This window comes from Albimonas marina (assembly GCF_029223255.1).
Classification (GTDB): domain Bacteria; phylum Pseudomonadota; class Alphaproteobacteria; order Rhodobacterales; family Rhodobacteraceae; genus Albimonas.
Window position 1 is genome coordinate 40,245 of sequence record NZ_JARHUC010000004.1, and the last position, 17,232, is coordinate 57,476.

19 protein-coding genes and 1 tRNA gene are annotated in these 17,232 nt (G+C 72.3%); 9 read left to right on the forward strand and 11 right to left on the reverse strand.

The features are described 5' to 3' along the window. Positions 1-14 precede the first annotated feature (14 nt). On the reverse strand, positions 15-2,300 hold the full coding sequence (locus P2H44_RS11670; RefSeq protein ID WP_275763723.1) for a DUF6538 domain-containing protein: 2,286 nt from the start codon (positions 2,298-2,300) through the stop codon (positions 15-17). Between the two features lie 97 nt (positions 2,301-2,397). Further along, positions 2,398-2,471, reverse strand: a tRNA-Gln gene (locus P2H44_RS11675). Positions 2,472-3,157: 686 nt separating this feature from the next. Between P2H44_RS11675 and P2H44_RS11680 the strand changes: the two genes are divergently transcribed. Beyond that, complete coding sequence (locus tag P2H44_RS11680) at positions 3,158-4,387, forward strand: CaiB/BaiF CoA transferase family protein (RefSeq protein ID WP_275763724.1); 1,230 nt, start codon at positions 3,158-3,160, stop codon at positions 4,385-4,387. Positions 4,388-4,537: 150 nt separating this feature from the next. Continuing rightward, complete coding sequence (locus tag P2H44_RS11685; protein ID WP_275763725.1) at positions 4,538-5,143, forward strand: DUF3291 domain-containing protein; 606 nt, start codon at positions 4,538-4,540, stop codon at positions 5,141-5,143. A 90-nt stretch (positions 5,144-5,233) separates the two neighbouring features. Here P2H44_RS11685 and P2H44_RS11690 read toward each other — a convergent pair whose 3' ends face one another. From P2H44_RS11690 to P2H44_RS11700, 3 genes are read right to left on the reverse strand one after another with little or no spacing between them, the layout of a single operon-like run. After that, positions 5,234-5,617 carry an acyl-CoA thioesterase gene (locus P2H44_RS11690; RefSeq protein WP_275763726.1) on the reverse strand — a complete coding sequence of 128 codons (384 nt, stop codon included), beginning with the start codon at positions 5,615-5,617 and terminating at the stop codon, positions 5,234-5,236. Positions 5,618-5,658: 41 nt separating this feature from the next. Further along, entirely contained in the window at positions 5,659-6,063 is a 405-nt protein-coding gene (locus P2H44_RS11695) for a VOC family protein (protein WP_275763727.1), read from the reverse strand. Further along, positions 6,063-6,665, reverse strand: a complete 603-nt coding sequence (locus tag P2H44_RS11700; protein WP_275763729.1) for an MSMEG_1061 family FMN-dependent PPOX-type flavoprotein — start codon at positions 6,663-6,665, stop codon at positions 6,063-6,065. Before P2H44_RS11700 ends, P2H44_RS11695 begins: the two co-directional genes overlap by 1 nt. A 200-nt stretch (positions 6,666-6,865) precedes the next feature. On the opposite strand from P2H44_RS11700, the gene P2H44_RS11705 reads away from it, so the two are divergent. After that, positions 6,866-7,888, forward strand: a complete 1,023-nt coding sequence (locus tag P2H44_RS11705; protein ID WP_275763730.1) for a DUF1254 domain-containing protein — start codon at positions 6,866-6,868, stop codon at positions 7,886-7,888. 74 nt (positions 7,889-7,962) lie between these two features. Here the strand turns inward: P2H44_RS11705 and grpE are convergent, their stop codons facing one another. The 4 genes from grpE to P2H44_RS11725 all read right to left on the reverse strand — a co-directional run bounded on the left by grpE (position 7,963) and on the right by P2H44_RS11725 (position 11,011). Further along, positions 7,963-8,487, reverse strand: a complete 525-nt coding sequence (gene grpE / locus P2H44_RS11710) for a nucleotide exchange factor GrpE (protein ID WP_462976290.1) — start codon at positions 8,485-8,487, stop codon at positions 7,963-7,965. Positions 8,488-8,656: 169 nt separating this feature from the next. After that, a complete protein-coding gene (gene hrcA, locus P2H44_RS11715) occupies positions 8,657-9,733 on the reverse strand; it encodes a heat-inducible transcriptional repressor HrcA (RefSeq protein ID WP_275763733.1) in 1,077 nt (358 codons plus the stop codon). A gap of 131 nt (positions 9,734-9,864) precedes the next feature. Beyond that, the gene (locus P2H44_RS11720) at positions 9,865-10,506 is read right to left on the reverse strand and encodes a hypothetical protein (protein ID WP_275763734.1); all 642 of its coding nucleotides are present in this window, start codon (positions 10,504-10,506) and stop codon (positions 9,865-9,867) included. Between the two features lie 28 nt (positions 10,507-10,534). After that, complete coding sequence (locus P2H44_RS11725; RefSeq protein WP_275763735.1) at positions 10,535-11,011, reverse strand: hypothetical protein; 477 nt, start codon at positions 11,009-11,011, stop codon at positions 10,535-10,537. Between the two features lie 242 nt (positions 11,012-11,253). On the opposite strand from P2H44_RS11725, the gene rph reads away from it, so the two are divergent. From rph to P2H44_RS11750, 5 genes are all read left to right on the forward strand, one after another. After that, positions 11,254-11,970 (forward strand): ribonuclease PH, encoded by a 717-nt coding sequence (gene rph / locus P2H44_RS11730; RefSeq protein ID WP_275763736.1) that lies wholly within the window; start codon positions 11,254-11,256, stop codon positions 11,968-11,970. A gap of 4 nt (positions 11,971-11,974) precedes the next feature. Beyond that, positions 11,975-12,598 (forward strand): RdgB/HAM1 family non-canonical purine NTP pyrophosphatase, encoded by a 624-nt coding sequence (gene rdgB / locus P2H44_RS11735; RefSeq protein WP_275763737.1) that lies wholly within the window; start codon positions 11,975-11,977, stop codon positions 12,596-12,598. Positions 12,599-12,734: 136 nt separating this feature from the next. Continuing rightward, entirely contained in the window at positions 12,735-13,934 is a 1,200-nt protein-coding gene (hemW, locus tag P2H44_RS11740) for a radical SAM family heme chaperone HemW (protein ID WP_275763738.1), read from the forward strand. A gap of 121 nt (positions 13,935-14,055) precedes the next feature. Beyond that, complete coding sequence (locus tag P2H44_RS11745) at positions 14,056-15,081, forward strand: glycosyltransferase family 2 protein (protein ID WP_275763739.1); 1,026 nt, start codon at positions 14,056-14,058, stop codon at positions 15,079-15,081. A 94-nt stretch (positions 15,082-15,175) separates the two neighbouring features. After that, a complete protein-coding gene (locus tag P2H44_RS11750) occupies positions 15,176-15,544 on the forward strand; it encodes a serine O-acetyltransferase (protein WP_275763740.1) in 369 nt (122 codons plus the stop codon). A gap of 148 nt (positions 15,545-15,692) precedes the next feature. Here P2H44_RS11750 and P2H44_RS11755 read toward each other — a convergent pair whose 3' ends face one another. Then, complete coding sequence (locus P2H44_RS11755; RefSeq protein WP_275763741.1) at positions 15,693-15,866, reverse strand: hypothetical protein; 174 nt, start codon at positions 15,864-15,866, stop codon at positions 15,693-15,695. A 71-nt stretch (positions 15,867-15,937) separates the two neighbouring features. Further along, positions 15,938-16,405, reverse strand: a complete 468-nt coding sequence (locus P2H44_RS11760) for a low molecular weight protein-tyrosine-phosphatase (protein WP_275763742.1) — start codon at positions 16,403-16,405, stop codon at positions 15,938-15,940. Positions 16,406-16,503: 98 nt separating this feature from the next. On the opposite strand from P2H44_RS11760, the gene P2H44_RS11765 reads away from it, so the two are divergent. Continuing rightward, complete coding sequence (locus P2H44_RS11765; RefSeq protein ID WP_275764572.1) at positions 16,504-17,220, forward strand: NAD-dependent deacylase; 717 nt, start codon at positions 16,504-16,506, stop codon at positions 17,218-17,220. The last annotated feature ends 12 nt before the right edge of the window (positions 17,221-17,232 follow it).

The following is a 17,232-nucleotide window of genomic DNA, read 5'->3' on the forward strand; positions in this document are numbered from 1 at the left end:
CGAGCAGGCGACGCCTACAGCCGCGGACGAATGTGCAACGTGTCCGCCGCAATCCGATCGACGCACCGCTTCAGGTCCGCGAGGCACTCATTCGCGGGGCCGTAGTTCGTCTCCGACACGTCTTTGAGCGCATGACCCATCAGGTGCACCCGAATGGGATAGTCGACCTCGGCCGAGCGCAGCGCCTGGTAGAAATCCTTGCGCAGCGAGTGGAAATCCTTCCCCGGGGCGTAGATCTTCTTGCTGACCCGGTAGTTGTGATAGCGCTTCGAGAACCACGACGAAAAGGTGCCGAGGGGGCCGCGCTTCACTTCGAACAAGCGCCTCTTGCCTTGCGCTTTCCGGCGCTCCGCCAAGGCCACGATACCGAGACGGAGCAGTTCGTCGTGGACCGGGATCTTGCGCGTTGCAGAGCACGACTTCAGCGAGTTGCCCGGGCCTGCGTGGATGTCGAAGATGACGACGCCGTCTTCCCATTTCACGTCTCCCGGCGCGAGCTGAAGGATCTCCTCGGCTCGTCCGCCGGAATAGCGCGCGATCAAAGGGGACCAGAACAGTGCATCGGCGACATCGTCGCTCGGAGCGGTGAACGCGCTCGTCGAGAAGAGCGCGGCGCGGCCGTCCGGGCCGAGGGCGGTCCGGGTCTCGCCCTGCTCGTCCTTCAGCTTCCGCAGGTGCTTCTTCGACCAGATCACGTCCTCCATGGGATTTCGACCGAACTTGGAGCGCGACGCGATCATCTCGAAGACGCCCTTGAGGTAGCTCTGGTGCTTGTACTGCGTCCCCGGGGCAAGACGCCTGGTCAGCCTGGCTTGGAGCTCCTGCTCCCAGCGGTCCTCGCTCCACCCGAGTTCGAGCGCCTGCAGTTCGATCCGCAACGTCGCCTCCTCGTCGGCCTCGTCGGCGATCGCGATGACCTCGTGCATCGTGCCCTGCACCTTCTCGCCCTTGTTCCAGTTGTTCGGCACTCGGGAGAGGTCCTCGACGAACATCTCGAGGTCGGCGAGGGCCACGTCTCGCACGCGCGGCATCGCGCCGAGGTGTTCGACGAACCATGTCGTCGCGAGCTTCGCCATGGCGTCGAAGCCCCGCAGGGAGGCCTCGAGCCACGAAGTGTGCGTGCCGAACTTCGAGCGCACGCCGCGCTCCAGGTCGATCGCCTGGTCGAGGGGAAGATCCCAGAGCGCCTCGCCTTGCAGCTTGCGGATTTCGAGCATCTCAGGCGTCCTGAAATGCGCGATCCACTGCGCCTCGGTCAGCGGCTTTGACGCGCTCGGACGCTTGGCCGAGGCGCTTGGGGACTTCGGAGTCAGGGTCTTCTTGCGCACCTGCCGCGTCTTCGCGCGCGCCCTCGTGACGACCGGTTTGGCGGAAGTCTTCGGCGCTTCGGCCGGCTCGATCTGTCTGTCTTTCGGATCGATCCGCGCATCCGCAGGGCGATCCACGAGCGCGGCGAGATGATCGACCCGAGGCGTCTCGAGCGTGGGCGACGCGATGGGGATTGCGATGGCGGCGGGTCGCGGATTGGCGACCGCCTCGGCCTCAGGCATCTCGATCGTCGCCTCGGCGGCCGGATTTCCCTGGGGCGAAGCCGCCTGTTCGAAGGCAGGAGCAGCGCCCAGAGGCGTTGACGCAACAGCAATCGCCACGGGCATCGGCGCGGGAAGCGAGGTCGCGAAGGCGTGGCTCGGCGTGGCCGCGGCATCGAGGCGGGCGCTCAGCCGGGCGCGGTCGCCTGCGTAGATGCCATGCTCGCGCGAGATGTTCTCTTCCGCTACGGCCGCGAGCGTGCGGGCGGCGTCGCGCATCACGACCGGCGAGGCCATGGCGGACGCCGGCACGCCCGCCTCCGTCGCCGCCAGGCCGACCTTCGCGCTGAGTTGCGAAAACTCGTTGCGGGCCAGGGCGTCACGCCACCGGCCAAGGTCTTCTTCATGGCGTCGGCAGGCCTCGGCGACGCGTGCCGCGTCGCGGACGCCGGCAAGGGCGCGCGACGCCTCGGCCGCGGCCAGCGCATTCTGCGCCAGCCGGGTCAGCATCGCCTCCACTTGCACCGCGTCGACCATCGACGTCCCGATCTCGAACCTCGCCAGAGCGAAGCCTCGGTCGAGCGCAGCGCGTACATGCGCTGCGGCCCGCAAGGCCTCTGAGAGGCAATTGGTGCGAGTCGAAAATCTGAAGTAACGCCTCAGCGCATTTTCTTCGGGATCGAGCGCGGCGGGCGTTCGGATGCGCACCCACCAGGTGCTGTTGCGCAGGTAGAGCCCGGAGCCGCGGGGGGCCGTCGCCGTCTTCGCCATTGTGTCACATCCTGTGCCACAGTCGGCGCCACAGGGGACTCGAGCGAGAAGGACGATCGGGCGATCGTCCTTACTGTTCAACGGCTTGTCGGAGGTGTGGCTGGGGAACCTGGATTCGAACCAGGACCGACGGAGTCAGAGTCCGCTGTTCTACCGTTAAACTATTCCCCAACGGCGACGGGCGCTCACCTACCCCCGCCGGCGGGGCGGGTCAAGAGGGGGGAGGCGATTCCCTTGCGCAAACCCGGAAGGTCGGGGCGGAGGCGGCCTTCGGCCGGGACGGGGGCGCCGCCTGCGTCGGGGGAGACGGGCGGGGCCGTCGACGCCCGGGGCGGGGGAGCGCGGGGGCCGGCGAGAAGGGGGGGCGCGAGGAGATCGGGAAAACTCCGCGCAGACGGGGGGTTCTCAACGGGGGGCGGCGGGACTATCTGGGTGGGCAGGCGGGTGCTGTCCCTCTCGTCATGGGCCCAAATCCTGGTGGCCTATTCATTCTCGCGGGAGCTGGCTCTGTTTCGGGTCGTGGCCTGAAGCACCCGGCGCCCACCTGGTATTCCAGGCTCGCGAGGATTGGATGCCCGGACGGTCGCGACGGGCCCGCCGTCTGTTCCCCCCCTCTCCGTCGAGCCGGCGTCGAGGCGGGGCGACGTCGCCTCCGGGGCCGCGCGCGACGCGGGTCCGTGCGTCGGGCGGCCTTCTTGCGCTGGGGCGCGCGGCGGTGCATCGTCCGCGCCGTCGCGAAATGCGTATCGCCGACCGCGACGTCCGCATTCCGCCCGTCGGAACCGGCCGCCCGAACAGACCCGGGGTGCGCCGTCCGACCCTGTCGCCCGTCCTCTTCCCTGCTCCGGAGCCCCTGCATGTCCGCCCCTCTCGACGGCGTTCGCGTCCTGGACCTTTCCCGCATCCTCGCCGGCCCCTGGTGCACCCAGATGCTGGCCGACTTCGGCGCGGACGTGATCAAGATCGAGAACCCCGACGGGGGCGACGACACCCGCTCGTGGGGGCCGCCGTTCCTGAAGGACAAGGACGGGAACGACACCAACGAGGCCGCCTATTACATGTCGGCCAACCGCAACAAGCGCTCGGTCACCGTCAACCTCCGCTCGGAGGAGGGCAAGGAGGTGATCCGCGAGCTCGCCAAGACGGCCGACGTGGTGGTCGAGAACTTCAAGGTCGGGGGGCTGGCGAAGTTGGGCCTGGGCCATGAGGACCTGATGGCCCTGAACCCGAGGCTGATCTACTGCTCGATCACCGGCTTCGGCCAGACCGGGCCGAAGGCGCCCGAGCCCGGCTACGACTACCTGATCCAGGGCCTGGGCGGGATCATGTCGATCACCGGCAACCCCGACGGCACGCCGGGCGCGGGGCCGCAGCGGGTCGGCATCGCGATCTGCGACCTGACCACGGGCATGTACTCGACCATCGCGATCCTCGCCGCGCTCCAGCACCGCGAGCGCACCGGCCGGGGGCAGCACATCGACATGGCGCTGCTCGACGTCCACGTGGGCTGGCTGGCGAACCAGGCGATGAACTACTTCATCGGCGGGCAGGTCCCCCAGCGCACCGGCGCCTGGCACCCGAACCTGTCGCCCTACCAGCCCTTCCCCTGCGCCGACGGCGAGGTGATCGTGGCCTGCGGAAACGACCGCCAGTTCAGGATCCTGACCCGCGAGCTGGGCGTGCCCGAGCTGGCCGACGATCCGCGGTTCCTGACCGTGCCCAACCGCAACGCCAACCGCGAGGCGCTGGCCGAGATCATCTCGGAGCGGATGCGCGAGAAGCCGCGCCAGCACTGGCTGACCCGCCTGCCCGAGGCCGGGGTGCCGTGCTCGGGTCTCAACACCATCGACAAGACCTTCGAGGAGCCGCAGGTGATCGCCCGCGGCATGAAGGTCGAGGTGCCGCATCCGCTGTCGCCGACCGGCACGGTTCCGAACGTCGCGAACCCGATCAAGTTTTCGGATTCGAAGATCGCATATCGGCGCGCGGCGCCTATGCTGGGCGAGCACACCGACGAGGTCCTGACCGAAGTGCTCGGCCTCGACGCGGGCCGGATCGCGGCTCTGAAGGAGTCCGGGGCGCTCTGACGCTCCGGCCCGATCGACTTCCCGGGGGGGGAACGAAGACGACGACCCGGGGCGGCGCGGCCGGCCCGGAGGCGCCCGAACCGCGACGACGCCCGCGAGGCGCGTCGGAAGCGGGGTCGGGCCGCGCCGACGACCGACTGGAGAATGCGAATGTCCCCCCAGAGAGCCCCGAGCTTCGACGTGTCGGGCCCTGTGGCCCAGTTCAACATCGCCCGCATGCGCTGGGGTCGCCAGGACCCGCGCATGAGCGGCTTCGTGCACAACATCGACCGTCTGAACCTGCTGGCCGAGCGCTCGCCCGGCTTCCTGTGGCGCGAGATCGAGGAGCCCGAGCTGTTCCCCGGCGATCCGCGCATGACCTGGACCCTGACCGCGTGGGAGACTGCGGACGCCCTGTCCGACTTCGCCTTCCGCACCGTCCACGCCCGCTTCCACGCCCGCCGCCGCGAGTGGTTCGAGGAGCCGGGCGAGGCCTTCATGGTGCTGTGGCGGATCACGCCCGACCAGTGGCCCACCCCCGAGGAGGCGCTGGAGAAGCTCGAGCGGCTGCGCCGCGAGGGCCCGAGCGAGCATGCCTTCGGCTGGGAATCGCTGCCCGAGGTGCGCAAGGCCCGCAAGGTCTCGCCCGAGGTGGCGCTGGTGGGCACGGGCGCCGGCGGCGCGACCGAGGAGCCGTCCGAGGAGGTCGAGGCCCCCGGCGTTCCCCGCGGCCGCTCCGGCTCGGGCGGCGCGCCGGGCGACCTGCACCTGCACTGAGGGCGCCGGCCGCGCCGGCTCGACATCGCAGGGGGCCGCGCGGGCGAGGGCCGGCGCGGCCCTCGCTTCATCGGCTCGCGCCGGACGGGATCAGGGCAGGGGGCGGCTTTTGCCTTCCTCGTCGATGGCGACGTAGATGAACACCGCCTCGGTCACCTTGTGGCGCTCGCCCGAGGGCATGCGGGTGATCCAGGCCTCGACCCCGTAGCGCATCGAGGATCGGCCCTCCTTCTGGAGGTCGGCGTAGATCGTCACCATGTCGCCCACCTGCACGGCGCGGTGGAAGGTCATCGCCTCGACATGCACCGTCGCGACGCGGCCGCGGGAGCGGGCGCGCGCGGGGATCGAGGCGCCGAGGTCCATCTGCCCCATCAGCCAGCCGCCGAAGATGTCGCCGTTGGCGTTGGTGTCCGCCGGCATCGCCAGCGTCTGCAGGGCGAGGTCGCCCTTGGGTTCCGTGGCCTCTTCGGGCATGGCGGGCGCTCTCCCTCGCGTCGTTTCGGGTCGGTTGCGGCTCAGAGCCCCGGGCCGCGGGGGCCGGGCTCGAGGTCCTGCACGAAGCACAGGACATGGCCTTCGGGGGTCGCGACCTCGACCTCGCGGCAGGCGTAGGGCGTGTCCTCGGGCCCCCGGCGGATCGCCACGCCGTTGGCGGCGACGAGGGTCGCGAAGTCGCGCGCATCCTCGACGTAGAGGCAGGCGGACCAGGCGGCGGGGCCGTCGCCGGCCGGCGCGACGGGCGCCTCGCCCCGGCGCAGGCCCAGGGTGACGTCGCCCAGGCGCGCGACGCCGAAGGTCTCGGCCCCCGCCTCGTCGCGCCACCACCCGGCGAGGGTGAAGCCCAGGCCTGCGGTCAGGAACTCGGCCACCGCCTGCGGCTCGGCGCAGGCGAGGACCGGCATCGAACGGATGCCGCCCATCAGTAGAGGCTCTTGGCCAGCGCGCCGTGGATCTCCTCGGTCGACTGGGCGGGGCCGTCGAGCTTGAGGTGATCCTTGAACATCTCGCCCGGCTTGGGCAGCGCGTCCTTCTCGGGCCAGGTCTCGGTGTCCCACAGGCCCGAGCGCAGGAAGGCCTTGGCGCAGTGCAGGAACACCTCGCGCGCCTCGACGCGCATCACGGTGATCGGCAGGCGGCCCCGGTGCTCGAACCGGGCGCGGATCGCCTCCTCCTCGTGGATCGTGGCGGGGCCGTTCACGCGCAGGGTCTCGCGCAGGCCGGGGATCAGGAAGATCAGGCCGACATGCGGGTTCTCGAGCACGTTGCGATAGCCGTCGAGCCGCTTGTTGCCCGGCCAGTCGGGCAGCAGCACCGCCTCCGACCCGTCGGCCTGCGCGAAGCCCGGGTGATCGCCCTTCGGCGAGACGTCCACGGTGGTCCCGTTCGAGGTCGCGACGAAGCAGAAGGGGCTGAGCTCGAGGAACCGCAGGCAGTGGCGGTCGAGGTGGTTCAGCTCCTTGTCCAGCACGCGCTGGGAGGGCTCTCCGTACACGTCGCGGAGGTGCTGAAGGTCGGTGATCATGGGCGGGCTCCGGCCGGGGGAGAGGGGACCGCGGAGGGCGGTCGCGGCGAGACTAGACGCGGATGGCGACGGGCGCCAGCGTCGGCCCGCGCGCGGCGCAGCTCATGCGGTTTCGATTGCTTGCTTGCGACAACCTCGAGAGGATCGCGGCGGCGGCGCGCGGGAAAGTCGCGCGCGCCCCCTCTGGAGGAGGATCGCCCATGTCCATCCGTCGTCTCGCGGCCGTGGCCGCCGGCGCGCTGCTGCTGCACGCCCTTCCCGCCGCGGCGGCCGATCCGGTCACCGTGGACAATTTCAAACGGGTCGAAACGGACATCTACTTTTCGAAGTTCGCGAAGGCCGCGCCGCTGGGCACATTCTCCCACGCGCGGGCGCCGGCGGCGATCGACGCCCAGGACGTGATCCGAATGAACCGCGACACGCTCTATTCCTCGGCGGTGATCGACCTCGGCGCCGGGCCGGCCACGGTGACCCTGCCCGAGGCGGGCGGACGGTTCATGAGCATGCAGGTGATCGACGAGGACCACTACACGCCCACGGTGATCTACGAGCCCGGCGCCCATCGCTTCACGCAGGAGGAGATCGGGACCCGCTACGTCCTGATGCTGGTGCGCACCTTCGTCGATCCCAGCGACCCGGCCGACCTCGACAAGGTCCACGCCCTGCAGGACGCGATGACGATCGAGCAGGGAGCGGGGGCGACGTTCGAGGTCCCGGATTGGGACCTCGACCGCGCGGCGACGCTGCGCAAGGCGCTCAACGACCTGGGGACGGCGAACGGGGGCCTGGATTCGGCGCGCATGTTCGGGCCGAAGGACGAGGTCGATCCGGTCCAGCACCTGATCGGCACCGCCGCCGGCTGGGGCGGCAACCCGGCCAAGGACGCGCTCTACGTGGGCGTGGTGCCGGAGAAGAACGACGGCCAGACGGTCTACGAGCTCAGCGTGGGCGAGGTGCCGGTGGACGGTTTCTGGTCGATCAGCGTCTACGACGCGGACGGGTTCTTCGCGAAGAACGACCTGGGGCGCTACTCGCTCAACAACGTCACCGCGGCCAAGGAGGCGGACGGGAGCGTGAAGGTGCGCTTCGGCGGCTGCACGGCGCAGAGCGTGAACTGCCTGCCGATCACGCCGGGCTGGAGCTACGTCGTGCGCCTCTACCGGCCCCACGCCGAGATCCTGGAGGGCGCCTGGTCCTTCCCGGAGCCGACGCTCGCGCAGTAGCGGCGGGGAGGCTCCGAACGAAAAGGACCGGGCCGCGGGCGGCCCGGTCCTGAAAGGCGCGGGGGCGGGCCCGCTCAGCCGGCGGCGGCGACGCCGACCATGGCGGGACGCAGCAGGCGGCCGGCGATGGTGAAGCCGGTCTGCATCACCTGGATCACCGTGCCCGGCTGGGCGTCGGGGACCGGCGCCTCGAACATCGCCTGGTGCAGCTTGGGATCGAACTTGTCGCCGATCTCGGGGGCCACGGCCTCGATCTTGTGCTTCTCGAACGCGGCGAGCAGGGCGCGGCGGGTGAGCTCGACCCCCTCCATCACCGGGCCCGCGGCGGCCTTCGCGCCGTCGTCGGCGGCGTCGAGCGCGCGGCCGAGGTTGTCGTAGACGTCCAGCAGGTCGCGGGCGAGCCGGGTGCCGCCGTAGGCCTGCGCGTCCTTCACGTCCCGCTCGGCGCGCTTGCGCACGTTCTCGGTCTCGGCCAGCGCCCGCATCAGGCGGTCGCGCAGCTCGTCCCGCTCGGCCAGCGCCTGGGTCAGCGAGGCCTCGAGGTCGTCCTGCGGGTCCTCCTCGACCACGCCGGCGCCCTCGGCGTCGGAGATGTGCATCGCGGCGTCCTCGGCCCAGGCCTCTTCCGTGTCGCCGGCGCCTTCGCTCACGGCATGTTCGCTCCAGGTCTCGCCCTGGTCCTCGGCGCGGTCCTCCGCGGTCTCGGTTTCGGTCTCGACCCGGCGGCCGCCCTGTTCCTGTGCGCTCATCGTCGTTCGTTCCATGCGTTCAGCCGCGGCGCCTGTCGGTCACCACCCGCCCCATCAGGCGGGCGGTGTAGTCCACGATCGGCACCACGCGGCCATAGTTGAGGCGCGTCGGGCCGATGACTCCGAGCGCGCCGATGATTCTGCGTTCCGCGTCCATATAAGGAGCGATGACCAGAGAGGAACCCGAAAGCGAAAAGAGCTTGTTCTCGGAGCCGATGAAGATCCGCACGCCCTCGCCGTCCTGGGCGAGCTCCAGCAGGTCGAGAAGGTCCTTCTTTCGCTCCAGGTCGTCGAACAGGCGGCGCATCCGCTCCAGCTCCGCCTCGCCCTCCATGCCTTCCAGGAGATTGGACTGCCCGCGGATCAGCAGGCGTTCGGGCCCCGCGGCGCCGGTGTCGCCCGACCAGACCGCGATCCCCTGCTCCACCAGGCCGGCGGCGAGCGTGTCGAGCTCCTGCCGGCGGAGCGAGATCTGTTCGGAGACGGCGCGCGCCGCGTCGGTCAGGGTGCGCCCGCGCAGCATGGCGTTGAGGAAGTTCGCCGCCTCGCGCATTGCCGAGGGGGTGACGCCCGGCGGGGGCGTGATGACGCGGTTCTCCACCGCCCCGTCCTCGGTCACCAGCACCACCAGCGCGGCGCCGTCGGAGAGGGTGACGAACTCCAGGTGCTTGACCGCGGCCTCGGTCTTGGGGGCGAGCACGAGGGAGGCCGAGTGCGTCAGGCCCGACAGCAGCGCGCCCGCGCGCGCCACGGCGCCGGCGACGTCGGCGTGGTCCTCGTTCATGCCGCGCTCGATCCGCTGGCGTTCCTCGGGGGGGACGTCGCCGATCTCCAGCAGCCCGTCGACGAACATGCGCAGGCCATGCTGGGTGGGGATGCGGCCGGCGGAGACGTGGGGGCTGCCCAGCAGGCCCATCTCCTCGAGGTCCTGCATCACGTTGCGCACGGTGGCGGCGGAGAGCGGCTGCTCCAGCGCCTTGGACAGCGTGCGGGACCCGACCGGGTCCCCGGTCTCGAGGTAGGTCTCCACCAACTGCCGGAAGATCGCCCGGCTGCGGTCGTTCAGATCCCCCAGGGTCACGCTTTGCGCGGTCATGTCGGCGTCGTGCTTTCTCTCCTGGCGCGCTCATTGCGGGGCGCGCCCGCGAACCGTCCTGACTGAGAGGTATGGCGCGGCGGGGGCAAGGTCAATTCGCCCCGCCGTCGCTGCGTGGTCCGGGGGCGATCTCAGGCGCGCGGGCCGCCGCCGGTCTCGTCGCCGCGCGGACCGCGGCGCATCTCCTCCGCCGCCGCCTGCATGACGCCCGCGACGAGCAGGCCGAGGACGGCCGCCAGGATCGGCGTCAGGTCGAGCGTCGGACGCCCGCCCGTCCCTGCCGCCGGCGCCCCCGGCGTCGCGAGGGCCGCGACGGCGAGGCCCGCGAGGGAGACCAGCGCCGTCAGCCGCCCCAGCGCGCCCAGCCCATCCGCCGCCTCGGCCCGCCGCAGGGGCGCCTCGCCCAGCAGGCGGAACCAGCCTCCCGCCCGCCACAGCGTCCAGGCGAGGAGGGCGAGGAAGGCGACCTGCGCGAGCCCGGCGCCGGCCGCGAGCAGCATCGCGCCCGGCGTCTCGGGCAAGGGGGCGACCGTCCCGCTCCAGCGCCCCGCGCGCCAGCTCTCGGGCAGCGCGCCGGCGAAGACCGCGAGCGCGGCGAGCAGGCCGAGGCCCGCGGCGAGGGCCATCGCGAACGCCGGCAGCGACAGCAGCCGCGCGAGCAGCGCCAGCCGCGCGAGGCGGCGCGCGCGAGGCGAGCGGACGTCGGGCGGATCGCCGCGCAGCATCCGCCGCTCGGCCGTGTCCCTGGGGGATTGTTCGGTCGAAAAGGTCATCTGGAACCTTCGTTCGACGCCGCGGCGGTCACTGGTAGCCGTAGGGGCGCAGGTCGAGGCCGGTCAGCGCCTCGAGCCGGCGGTTGCTCTCGGCGAAGCTGCCGGCGTAGCGGGCGGCGATGCGGGCGCTCCAGCCCTCGACGATGCGCCGGTCCAGCGCGGCGGGCGCGGCCCGGTCCACGACGCGCAGCAGCCGCTTGGCCGCGCGCTCGGCGAGCGAGCGCCGGGGCGTCAGGGGGCTTCGCGTGACCACCGCGTTCAGCGTGCGCGCCACGATCAGGGCCGCGCCTCCGCGACGCACGTTGGCGCGGTCCTTCGGGGGGCGGGCGGGCAGGGGGCGCCCGGTTCTCCCGGCCCGCCGCGAGGTCGCGGCGAACTCGGGGCGGTTGAACACCTGCTTCTGCAGCCAGGTGGTGGCGGTCTTCATATAGCCGACGTGCAGCAGCGCCGGGCCGTCGTAGGGCGAGGCGGCTTCTGGCGGCTCGCCCTCGTCGATCTGATCCATGCGATCCCCCCCTCCCCCGTCGCGCGGCGTCCTGCGTCCTGGCGCGCGTCCGCACCGGAATTGAAATCAGGTTCCGGGCGGGTTGCGAAGGGCCTTTGGCGCGCCTGGCGCCGCGGGGCGCTGCTCCGGGCCGCCGCGAGCGCTTCTCCCGCAGCGCCGGGTTGCTCCCACCCCGGCCGCGGCGGTAAGAGACCGCCGGACGCCCGGTCCCCCCGGGCTGAAATCATCGCCGAGGTTCCTACATGCGCCCATCCGGCCGCGCGCCCGACCAGCTCCGCACCGTCGTGATCGAGACCGGGGCGACCAAGCATGCCGAGGGGTCCTGCCTGATCCGCATGGGCGACACCCACGTGCTGTGCACCGCGTCGATCGAGGGGCGCACGCCGCCGTGGATGCGCAACTCGGGCCTTGGCTGGGTGACGGCCGAATACGGGATGCTGCCGCGCGCGACCCACACCCGCAACCGGCGCGAGGCCTCGACCGGCAAGCTGTCGGGCCGCACGCAGGAGATCCAGCGCCTGATCGGCCGCTCGCTGCGCGCGGGCACCGACCGGGTGATGCTGGGCGAGCGCCAGATCACCGTCGACTGCGACGTGATCCAGGCCGACGGCGGCACCCGCTGCGCCTCGATCACCGGGGGCTGGGTGGCGCTGCGGCTGGCCGCCCAGAAGCTGGTGGACGCGGGCGAGCTGAAGGAGAACCCGATCTCCCAGCACGTCGCCGCCGTCTCCTGCGGGGTGTTCAACGGCAAGCCGGTGCTGGACCTCGACTATGCCGAGGACAGCGACGCGGGCACCGACGCCAACGTGGTGATGACCGGCGCCGGTGGGCTGGTGGAGGTGCAGGGCTCGGCCGAGGGCGCGACCTTCTCGCGGGGCGAGCTCGACACGCTGCTGAATCTGGCCGAGGCCGGGATCGCGCAGCTCGTCGCCGCCCAGAAATCCGCGATCGGGGGCTGAGGCCATGACCCGCCGGCTGGACGCGAAGAAGATCGTCGTCGCCTCGCACAACGCGGGCAAGGTGGCCGAGATCCGCGCCCTGCTGGCGCCCTGGGGGATCGAGACGGTCTCGGCCGCGGAGCTGGACTTCCCGGTTCCCGACGAGACCGAGGAGACCTTCGAGGGCAACGCCGCGATCAAGGCGCTGGCCTCGGCGAAGGCCGCGGACCTGCCGGCGCTGGCGGACGACTCGGGCATCGAGGTCGACGCGCTGGGCGGCGCGCCCGGCGTGCACACCGCCGACTGGGCCGAGACGCCCCAGGGCCGGGACTTCGCCCGCGCCATGGCCCGCACCCATGCCGCGCTTCTGGAGGTCAACGCCTCGCCGCCGTGGCACGCGCGCTTCGTGTGCGTGCTGGCGGTGGCCTGGCCGGACGGGCATGTCGAGACGGTGCGCGGCGCCGCCGAGGGCCATGTCACTTGGCCCGCCCGGGGCGACCAGGGCCACGGCTACGACCCGATCTTCGAGCCCGCCGCCGGCGACGGCCGCACCTTCGCCGAGATGACCGAGGCCGAGAAGAACCTGATCTCGCACCGCGCCGAGGCCTTCGCCAAGCTCTCCGCCGAGATCCTGCCCGCCCGCGGCTGACCCCGTCCCGCGGGGCCGGTTCGTCGCGACGCCCGCCCCCCGCGACGCCCCGGACTTGATCCGGGGCCTCCCGCGGCCGATGTGGCAGAGGCCCCGGATCCGGTCCGGGGCGCCCCCAGCAGAGGCGTTGCCGCCCATGACCCCGATCCCCGTCCCCAGCGCCGGGCGCGACGACCCGGCCGCCGCCGCCGACTGGCAGGCGGGGGGCTTCGGCGTCTACGTCCACTGGCCGTTCTGCCTGGCCAAGTGCCCCTACTGCGACTTCAACTCCCACGTCAGCCGCGAGGTGGACCAGGACGCCTGGCGGCGCTCGCTGCTGTCCGAGATGCGCGCGGCCCGCGAGCTGACCGGCCCCCGCCGCGCCCGCTCGATGTTCTTCGGCGGCGGCACGCCCAGCCTGATGCCCCCCGCCACCGTCGCCGCCCTGATCGAGGAGGCCGACCGCCTCTGGGGGTTCGAGCCGGACGCCGAGATCACGCTGGAGGCCAACCCCACCTCGATCGAGGCGGAGAACTTCCGCGGCTACGCCTCGGGCGGGGTCAACCGCGTCTCGATGGGCGCGCAGGCGCTGAACGACGCGGACCTGAAGAAGCTCGGCCGGATGCACACCGCCGCCGAGGCGCGCGCCGCCTTCGACGTCGCCCGCGCCGCCTTCGCCCGCGTCAGCTTCGACCTGATCTACGCCCGCCAGGACCAGACCCCCGCCCAGTGGGAGGCGGAGCTGGCCGAGGCGCTGGCCATGGCCATCGACCACCTGTCGCTCTACCAGCTGACCATCGAGGCCGGGACCCGCTTCGGCGACCTGCACGCCCGCGGCCGCCTGCGCGGCCTGCCCACCGACGACCGCGCCGCCGAGATGTACGAGATCACCCAAGGCCTGACCGAGGCCGCCGGCCTGCCGGCCTACGAGATCTCGAACCACGCCCGCCCGGGCGCCGAGAGCCGCCACAACCTCGTCTACTGGCGCTATGGCGACTACGCCGGCGTCGGGCCGGGGGCGCATGGCCGGATCACCACGCCCGAAGCGCGGCTCGCCACCGAGACCCGCCGCGCCCCGACCGCCTGGCTTTCGCAGGTCGCCGCCCAGGGCCACGACCTGAAGACCGCCCCCGTCGCCCCCGACGAGCAGGCCATCGAGTACCTGATGATGTGCCTGCGGCTGGTCGAGGGCGCGGACCTCGCCCGCTACGCCCGCCTCGCCGGGGCGCCCATCGCCGAGGCCCGGATCGCGGGCCTGGAGGCCGAGGGGCTGGTCGTGCGCGACGGCGATCGGCTGCGCGCCACCGCCCGCGGTCGGGCGCTGCTGGACGCGGTGCTGGCGGCCCTGCTGGCCTGATCGCGCCGCGGACGTCGCGTCGCACGGCGCCCTGTGGCGAGGGCGCGCCGAATTTCATATGGTCCGGCGACAGTTCGCCCGCCGCAGCGGGCGCTTCGGCTCAGGGGAGAGCGCGGCCTACATGACCATCGAACTCGACGCGCCGGCGACCGCGCCGCGGGCGGACCTGTCCGCGAACCCGCTGGCCGCCCGCATCGCCGTCTCGACCGTCAACTACAAGGCCGCCGAGCTGGTCCTCGCGGGCCTGCCCGCCCTGCTGGCCGAGCTCGCCCGGTTCGAGGAAGGCGTCGCGATCGTGGTCGACAACGCCTCGCCCGGCGGCGACGGCGACCGGTTGGCGGCGGGGCTCGAGGCGATGGGCTCGCCGGAGGCCGTGCGCCTCGTCCGCTCCCCCGTCAACGGCGGCTTCGCGGCGGGCAACAACCTCGCCTTCGCCGAGGCGAAGACGCTGGGCTGGGCGCCGGACGCGATCCTGCTTCTGAACCCCGACGCCGAGCTCCGCCCCGGCGCCATCGAGGAGATGGTGCGCGTGATGTTCGCCCGTCCCAAGGTGGGCGTGGTCGGCGCGCGGCTGGAGAACGAGGACGGCTCCACCTGGATCGCCGCCCTGCACTTCCCCTCGGCCATGCGCGAGTTCTCGGGCGAGTTCGGGCTGGGCGTCGTCCAGCGCCGCTGGCCGATGCTGATCGAGGACACCGAGGTCCCGGTCCCCTGCGACTGGGTCTCGGGCGCGTGCATGATGATCAACGCCCGCCTGCTGGAGGCCCAGGGCCCGCTGGACGAGGCCTATTTCCTCTACTTCGAGGAGGTGGACTACCAGCTCCAGGCCCGCCGCGCGGGGTGGGAGATCTGGCATGTCCCCGGCGCCCAGGTGATGCATATCGAGGGCGCCTCGACCGGGATCGAGCACAACAAGGCCAAGGAAGGCCCGATGCCGGCCTACTGGTTCGACTCCTGGCGGCGATACTACACGAAGAACCACGGCGCGCCCTACGCGCGCGCCGCGGCCCTGGCCAAGATCACGGGCATCGTGCTGGGCGACCTCCAGCGCCGCGTGCGAGGAAAGCCCGCGACCCGCCGCCCGCCCCGGTTCCTCGCCGATTTCGCCCGCGCCTGCCTTCTCGGCGGCGGACCCTCATCTTCGTAAACCCGTCCGGCCTCTCCTTCCGGGCGCTGGTGCGCGAGGATCTGGCGACCCACGACGGGGACCTGTTCGCGCAGGGCTTCTGGGCGGTGTTCCGGTGCCGCTTCGGCAACTGGCGCAGGTGATCGGGGGGATCGAGCTGCCCTATTCGATCCCCTTGGGCCGGCGCGTGAAGTTCGAGCATTTCGGGGGCATCGTGATCTCGGCCCGCCGGATCGGCGACGACGTGATGCTGCGGCAGAACACGACGCTGGGGATCGCGGATCTCGACGACCTGAACGCCCGCCCCACGCTGGGCAACCGGGTGCAGGTGGGGGTGGGCGCGGTGATCATCGGCGACGTGACGGTGGGCGACGACGCGGTGATCGGCGCCAACGCCGTGGTCGCCCGCGACGTCCCCCCGGGCGACGTGGCCGTCGGCGTCCCTGCCCGCAGCCGCCCGCGCAAGGGATTCTCCCAGGCCTGAGCCGATGCGCGCCCGGCCGTGCCGCAGGGGCGGCCGGAAGGGTGGTCAGGCGGTGGCGCCGCCTTTCGCCCACCGCGGCGGGCGGCGCGCACGAGGTCCCGGGTCAAGCCCGGGGCGCCTTCGGGTCGCGATGGCGGCGCGCCGTTCCTCAGTGGCAGTGGTAGGGCTGGGAGCCCGCATGGCAGCACTGGCCGGGAGGCGAGCTCTTGCGGCAGCCGCCGGCGTGGGCGAGCTCCGAGGCCTGCGAGGTCGTCGTGGCGGCGGGAGCCGACGGCGAAGCCGGGGCGCCGGCCGCAAGGGCGGCGACGAGCAAATTCATCATCGGGCGATCCTGTTCCGTTCAATCTCGTTCAGAAGTGTTAACGGATCGCGCGGCGTCAAGCGAGCCCCGCCTCAGCGCCCCTGCGCCTCCACCCGGTCCAGCAGCCCCGCCACCGCGGCCTCCAGCAGGTCGAGCACGTGGTCGAAGCCCTGCGGGCCGCCGTAGTAGGGGTCCGGCACCTCGCGCTCGGGCAGGTGGGGGGCGTGGGAGAGCATCAGGCTCAGCTCGGCGCGGGCGTCGGCGGGGCGGGCGCGCTGGAGGGCGGCGAGGTTGTCCTCGTCCATCGCCAGCACGTGGTCGAAGTCGGCGAAGTCCGCGCGGCGGACCTGGCGGGCGCGCAGGGACGAGAGGTCGTAGCCCCGGCGCAGGGCGGCCTCGCGCATCCGCGGATCCGGGGCCTCGCCCGCGTGCCAGCCGCCGGTGCCGGCGCTGTCGATCTCGACGCTCAGGCCGCGGGCTTCGGCCATGGCGCGGGCCACGCCCTCGGCGGCGGGGGAGCGGCAGATGTTGCCGAGGCAGACGAAGAGCAGGCGGGTCATGGGGCCTCCGGTCCGGGATGGGCGCGGGGTTCCGCTGCCCCGTCGCCTCGTGCCACTGTCCCAGCCGAAGGGCGGAAACGAAAGGGGACGCGCCGATGATGACGCCGCGCATCGTGATCCTGACGGGGGCCGGCATCTCGGCCGAGAGCGGGATGGGCACCTTCCGCGACGTGGGGGGCCTGTGGACGCAGGTGCGGCTCGAGGACGTGGCCACGCCCGAGGCCTTCGCCCGCGACCCGGTCATGGTGCTCGACTTCTACGACATGCGGAGGGAGCGGGCGGAGGCGGCCGAGCCCAACGCCGCCCATTTCGCGCTGGCACGCCTGCAGGCGAAGCGGCCGGGCGAGGTGCTGATCATCACCCAGAACGTCGACGGCCTGCACGAGAAGGCGGCCGAGGCCGAGGGCGCCGACCCCGCCGAGCTGATCCACATGCATGGCGAGTTCGCCAACGGCCTCTGCGCCGGCTGCGGACATCGCTGGAAGTGGCCCGGCGGCAAGATGACGGTCGAGAGCCTGTGCCCCCGCTGCGCCAAGCCCCGGGTGCGTCCCGACGTGGTCTGGTTCGGCGAGATGCCCTACCGGATGGACGAGTGCTTCGCGGCGCTGGCGATGTGCGAGACGTTCGTGTCGATCGGCACCTCGGGCGCGGTCTACCCCGCCGCCGGCTTCGTGGCCGAGGCGCGCGGCAACGGCGCGCGGACGCTGGAGCTGAACCTCGAGCCCTCGGAAGGCGCCCACTATTTCCACGAGGCGCGCAACGGCCTCGCCTCGGAGATCGTGCCGGCCTGGGTGGACGAGGTGCTGGCGGGCTGAGGGCCCGCGGGG

Excerpts from the sequence above, each read along its gene's own strand:
- P2H44_RS11670 (WP_275763723.1), bottom strand. The coding sequence starts at position 2,300 with ATGGCGAAGACGGCGACGGCCCCCCGCGGCTCCGGGCTCTACCTGCGC.
- P2H44_RS11680 (WP_275763724.1), top strand. The coding sequence starts at position 3,158 with ATGTCCGCCCCTCTCGACGGCGTTCGCGTCCTGGACCTTTCCCGCATC.
- P2H44_RS11685 (WP_275763725.1), top strand. The coding sequence starts at position 4,538 with ATGTCCCCCCAGAGAGCCCCGAGCTTCGACGTGTCGGGCCCTGTGGCC.
- P2H44_RS11690 (WP_275763726.1), bottom strand. The coding sequence starts at position 5,617 with ATGCCCGAAGAGGCCACGGAACCCAAGGGCGACCTCGCCCTGCAGACG.
- P2H44_RS11695 (WP_275763727.1), bottom strand. The coding sequence starts at position 6,063 with ATGGGCGGCATCCGTTCGATGCCGGTCCTCGCCTGCGCCGAGCCGCAG.
- P2H44_RS11700 (WP_275763729.1), bottom strand. The coding sequence starts at position 6,665 with ATGATCACCGACCTTCAGCACCTCCGCGACGTGTACGGAGAGCCCTCC.
- P2H44_RS11705 (WP_275763730.1), top strand. The coding sequence starts at position 6,866 with ATGTCCATCCGTCGTCTCGCGGCCGTGGCCGCCGGCGCGCTGCTGCTG.
- grpE (WP_462976290.1), bottom strand. The coding sequence starts at position 8,487 with ATGCACATCTCCGACGCCGAGGGCGCCGGCGTGGTCGAGGAGGACCCG.
- hrcA (WP_275763733.1), bottom strand. The coding sequence starts at position 9,733 with ATGACCGCGCAAAGCGTGACCCTGGGGGATCTGAACGACCGCAGCCGG.
- P2H44_RS11720 (WP_275763734.1), bottom strand. The coding sequence starts at position 10,506 with ATGACCTTTTCGACCGAACAATCCCCCAGGGACACGGCCGAGCGGCGG.
- P2H44_RS11725 (WP_275763735.1), bottom strand. The coding sequence starts at position 11,011 with ATGGATCAGATCGACGAGGGCGAGCCGCCAGAAGCCGCCTCGCCCTAC.
- rph (WP_275763736.1), top strand. The coding sequence starts at position 11,254 with ATGCGCCCATCCGGCCGCGCGCCCGACCAGCTCCGCACCGTCGTGATC.
- rdgB (WP_275763737.1), top strand. The coding sequence starts at position 11,975 with ATGACCCGCCGGCTGGACGCGAAGAAGATCGTCGTCGCCTCGCACAAC.
- hemW (WP_275763738.1), top strand. The coding sequence starts at position 12,735 with ATGACCCCGATCCCCGTCCCCAGCGCCGGGCGCGACGACCCGGCCGCC.
- P2H44_RS11745 (WP_275763739.1), top strand. The coding sequence starts at position 14,056 with ATGACCATCGAACTCGACGCGCCGGCGACCGCGCCGCGGGCGGACCTG.
- P2H44_RS11755 (WP_275763741.1), bottom strand. The coding sequence starts at position 15,866 with ATGATGAATTTGCTCGTCGCCGCCCTTGCGGCCGGCGCCCCGGCTTCG.
- P2H44_RS11760 (WP_275763742.1), bottom strand. The coding sequence starts at position 16,405 with ATGACCCGCCTGCTCTTCGTCTGCCTCGGCAACATCTGCCGCTCCCCC.
- P2H44_RS11765 (WP_275764572.1), top strand. The coding sequence starts at position 16,504 with ATGACGCCGCGCATCGTGATCCTGACGGGGGCCGGCATCTCGGCCGAG.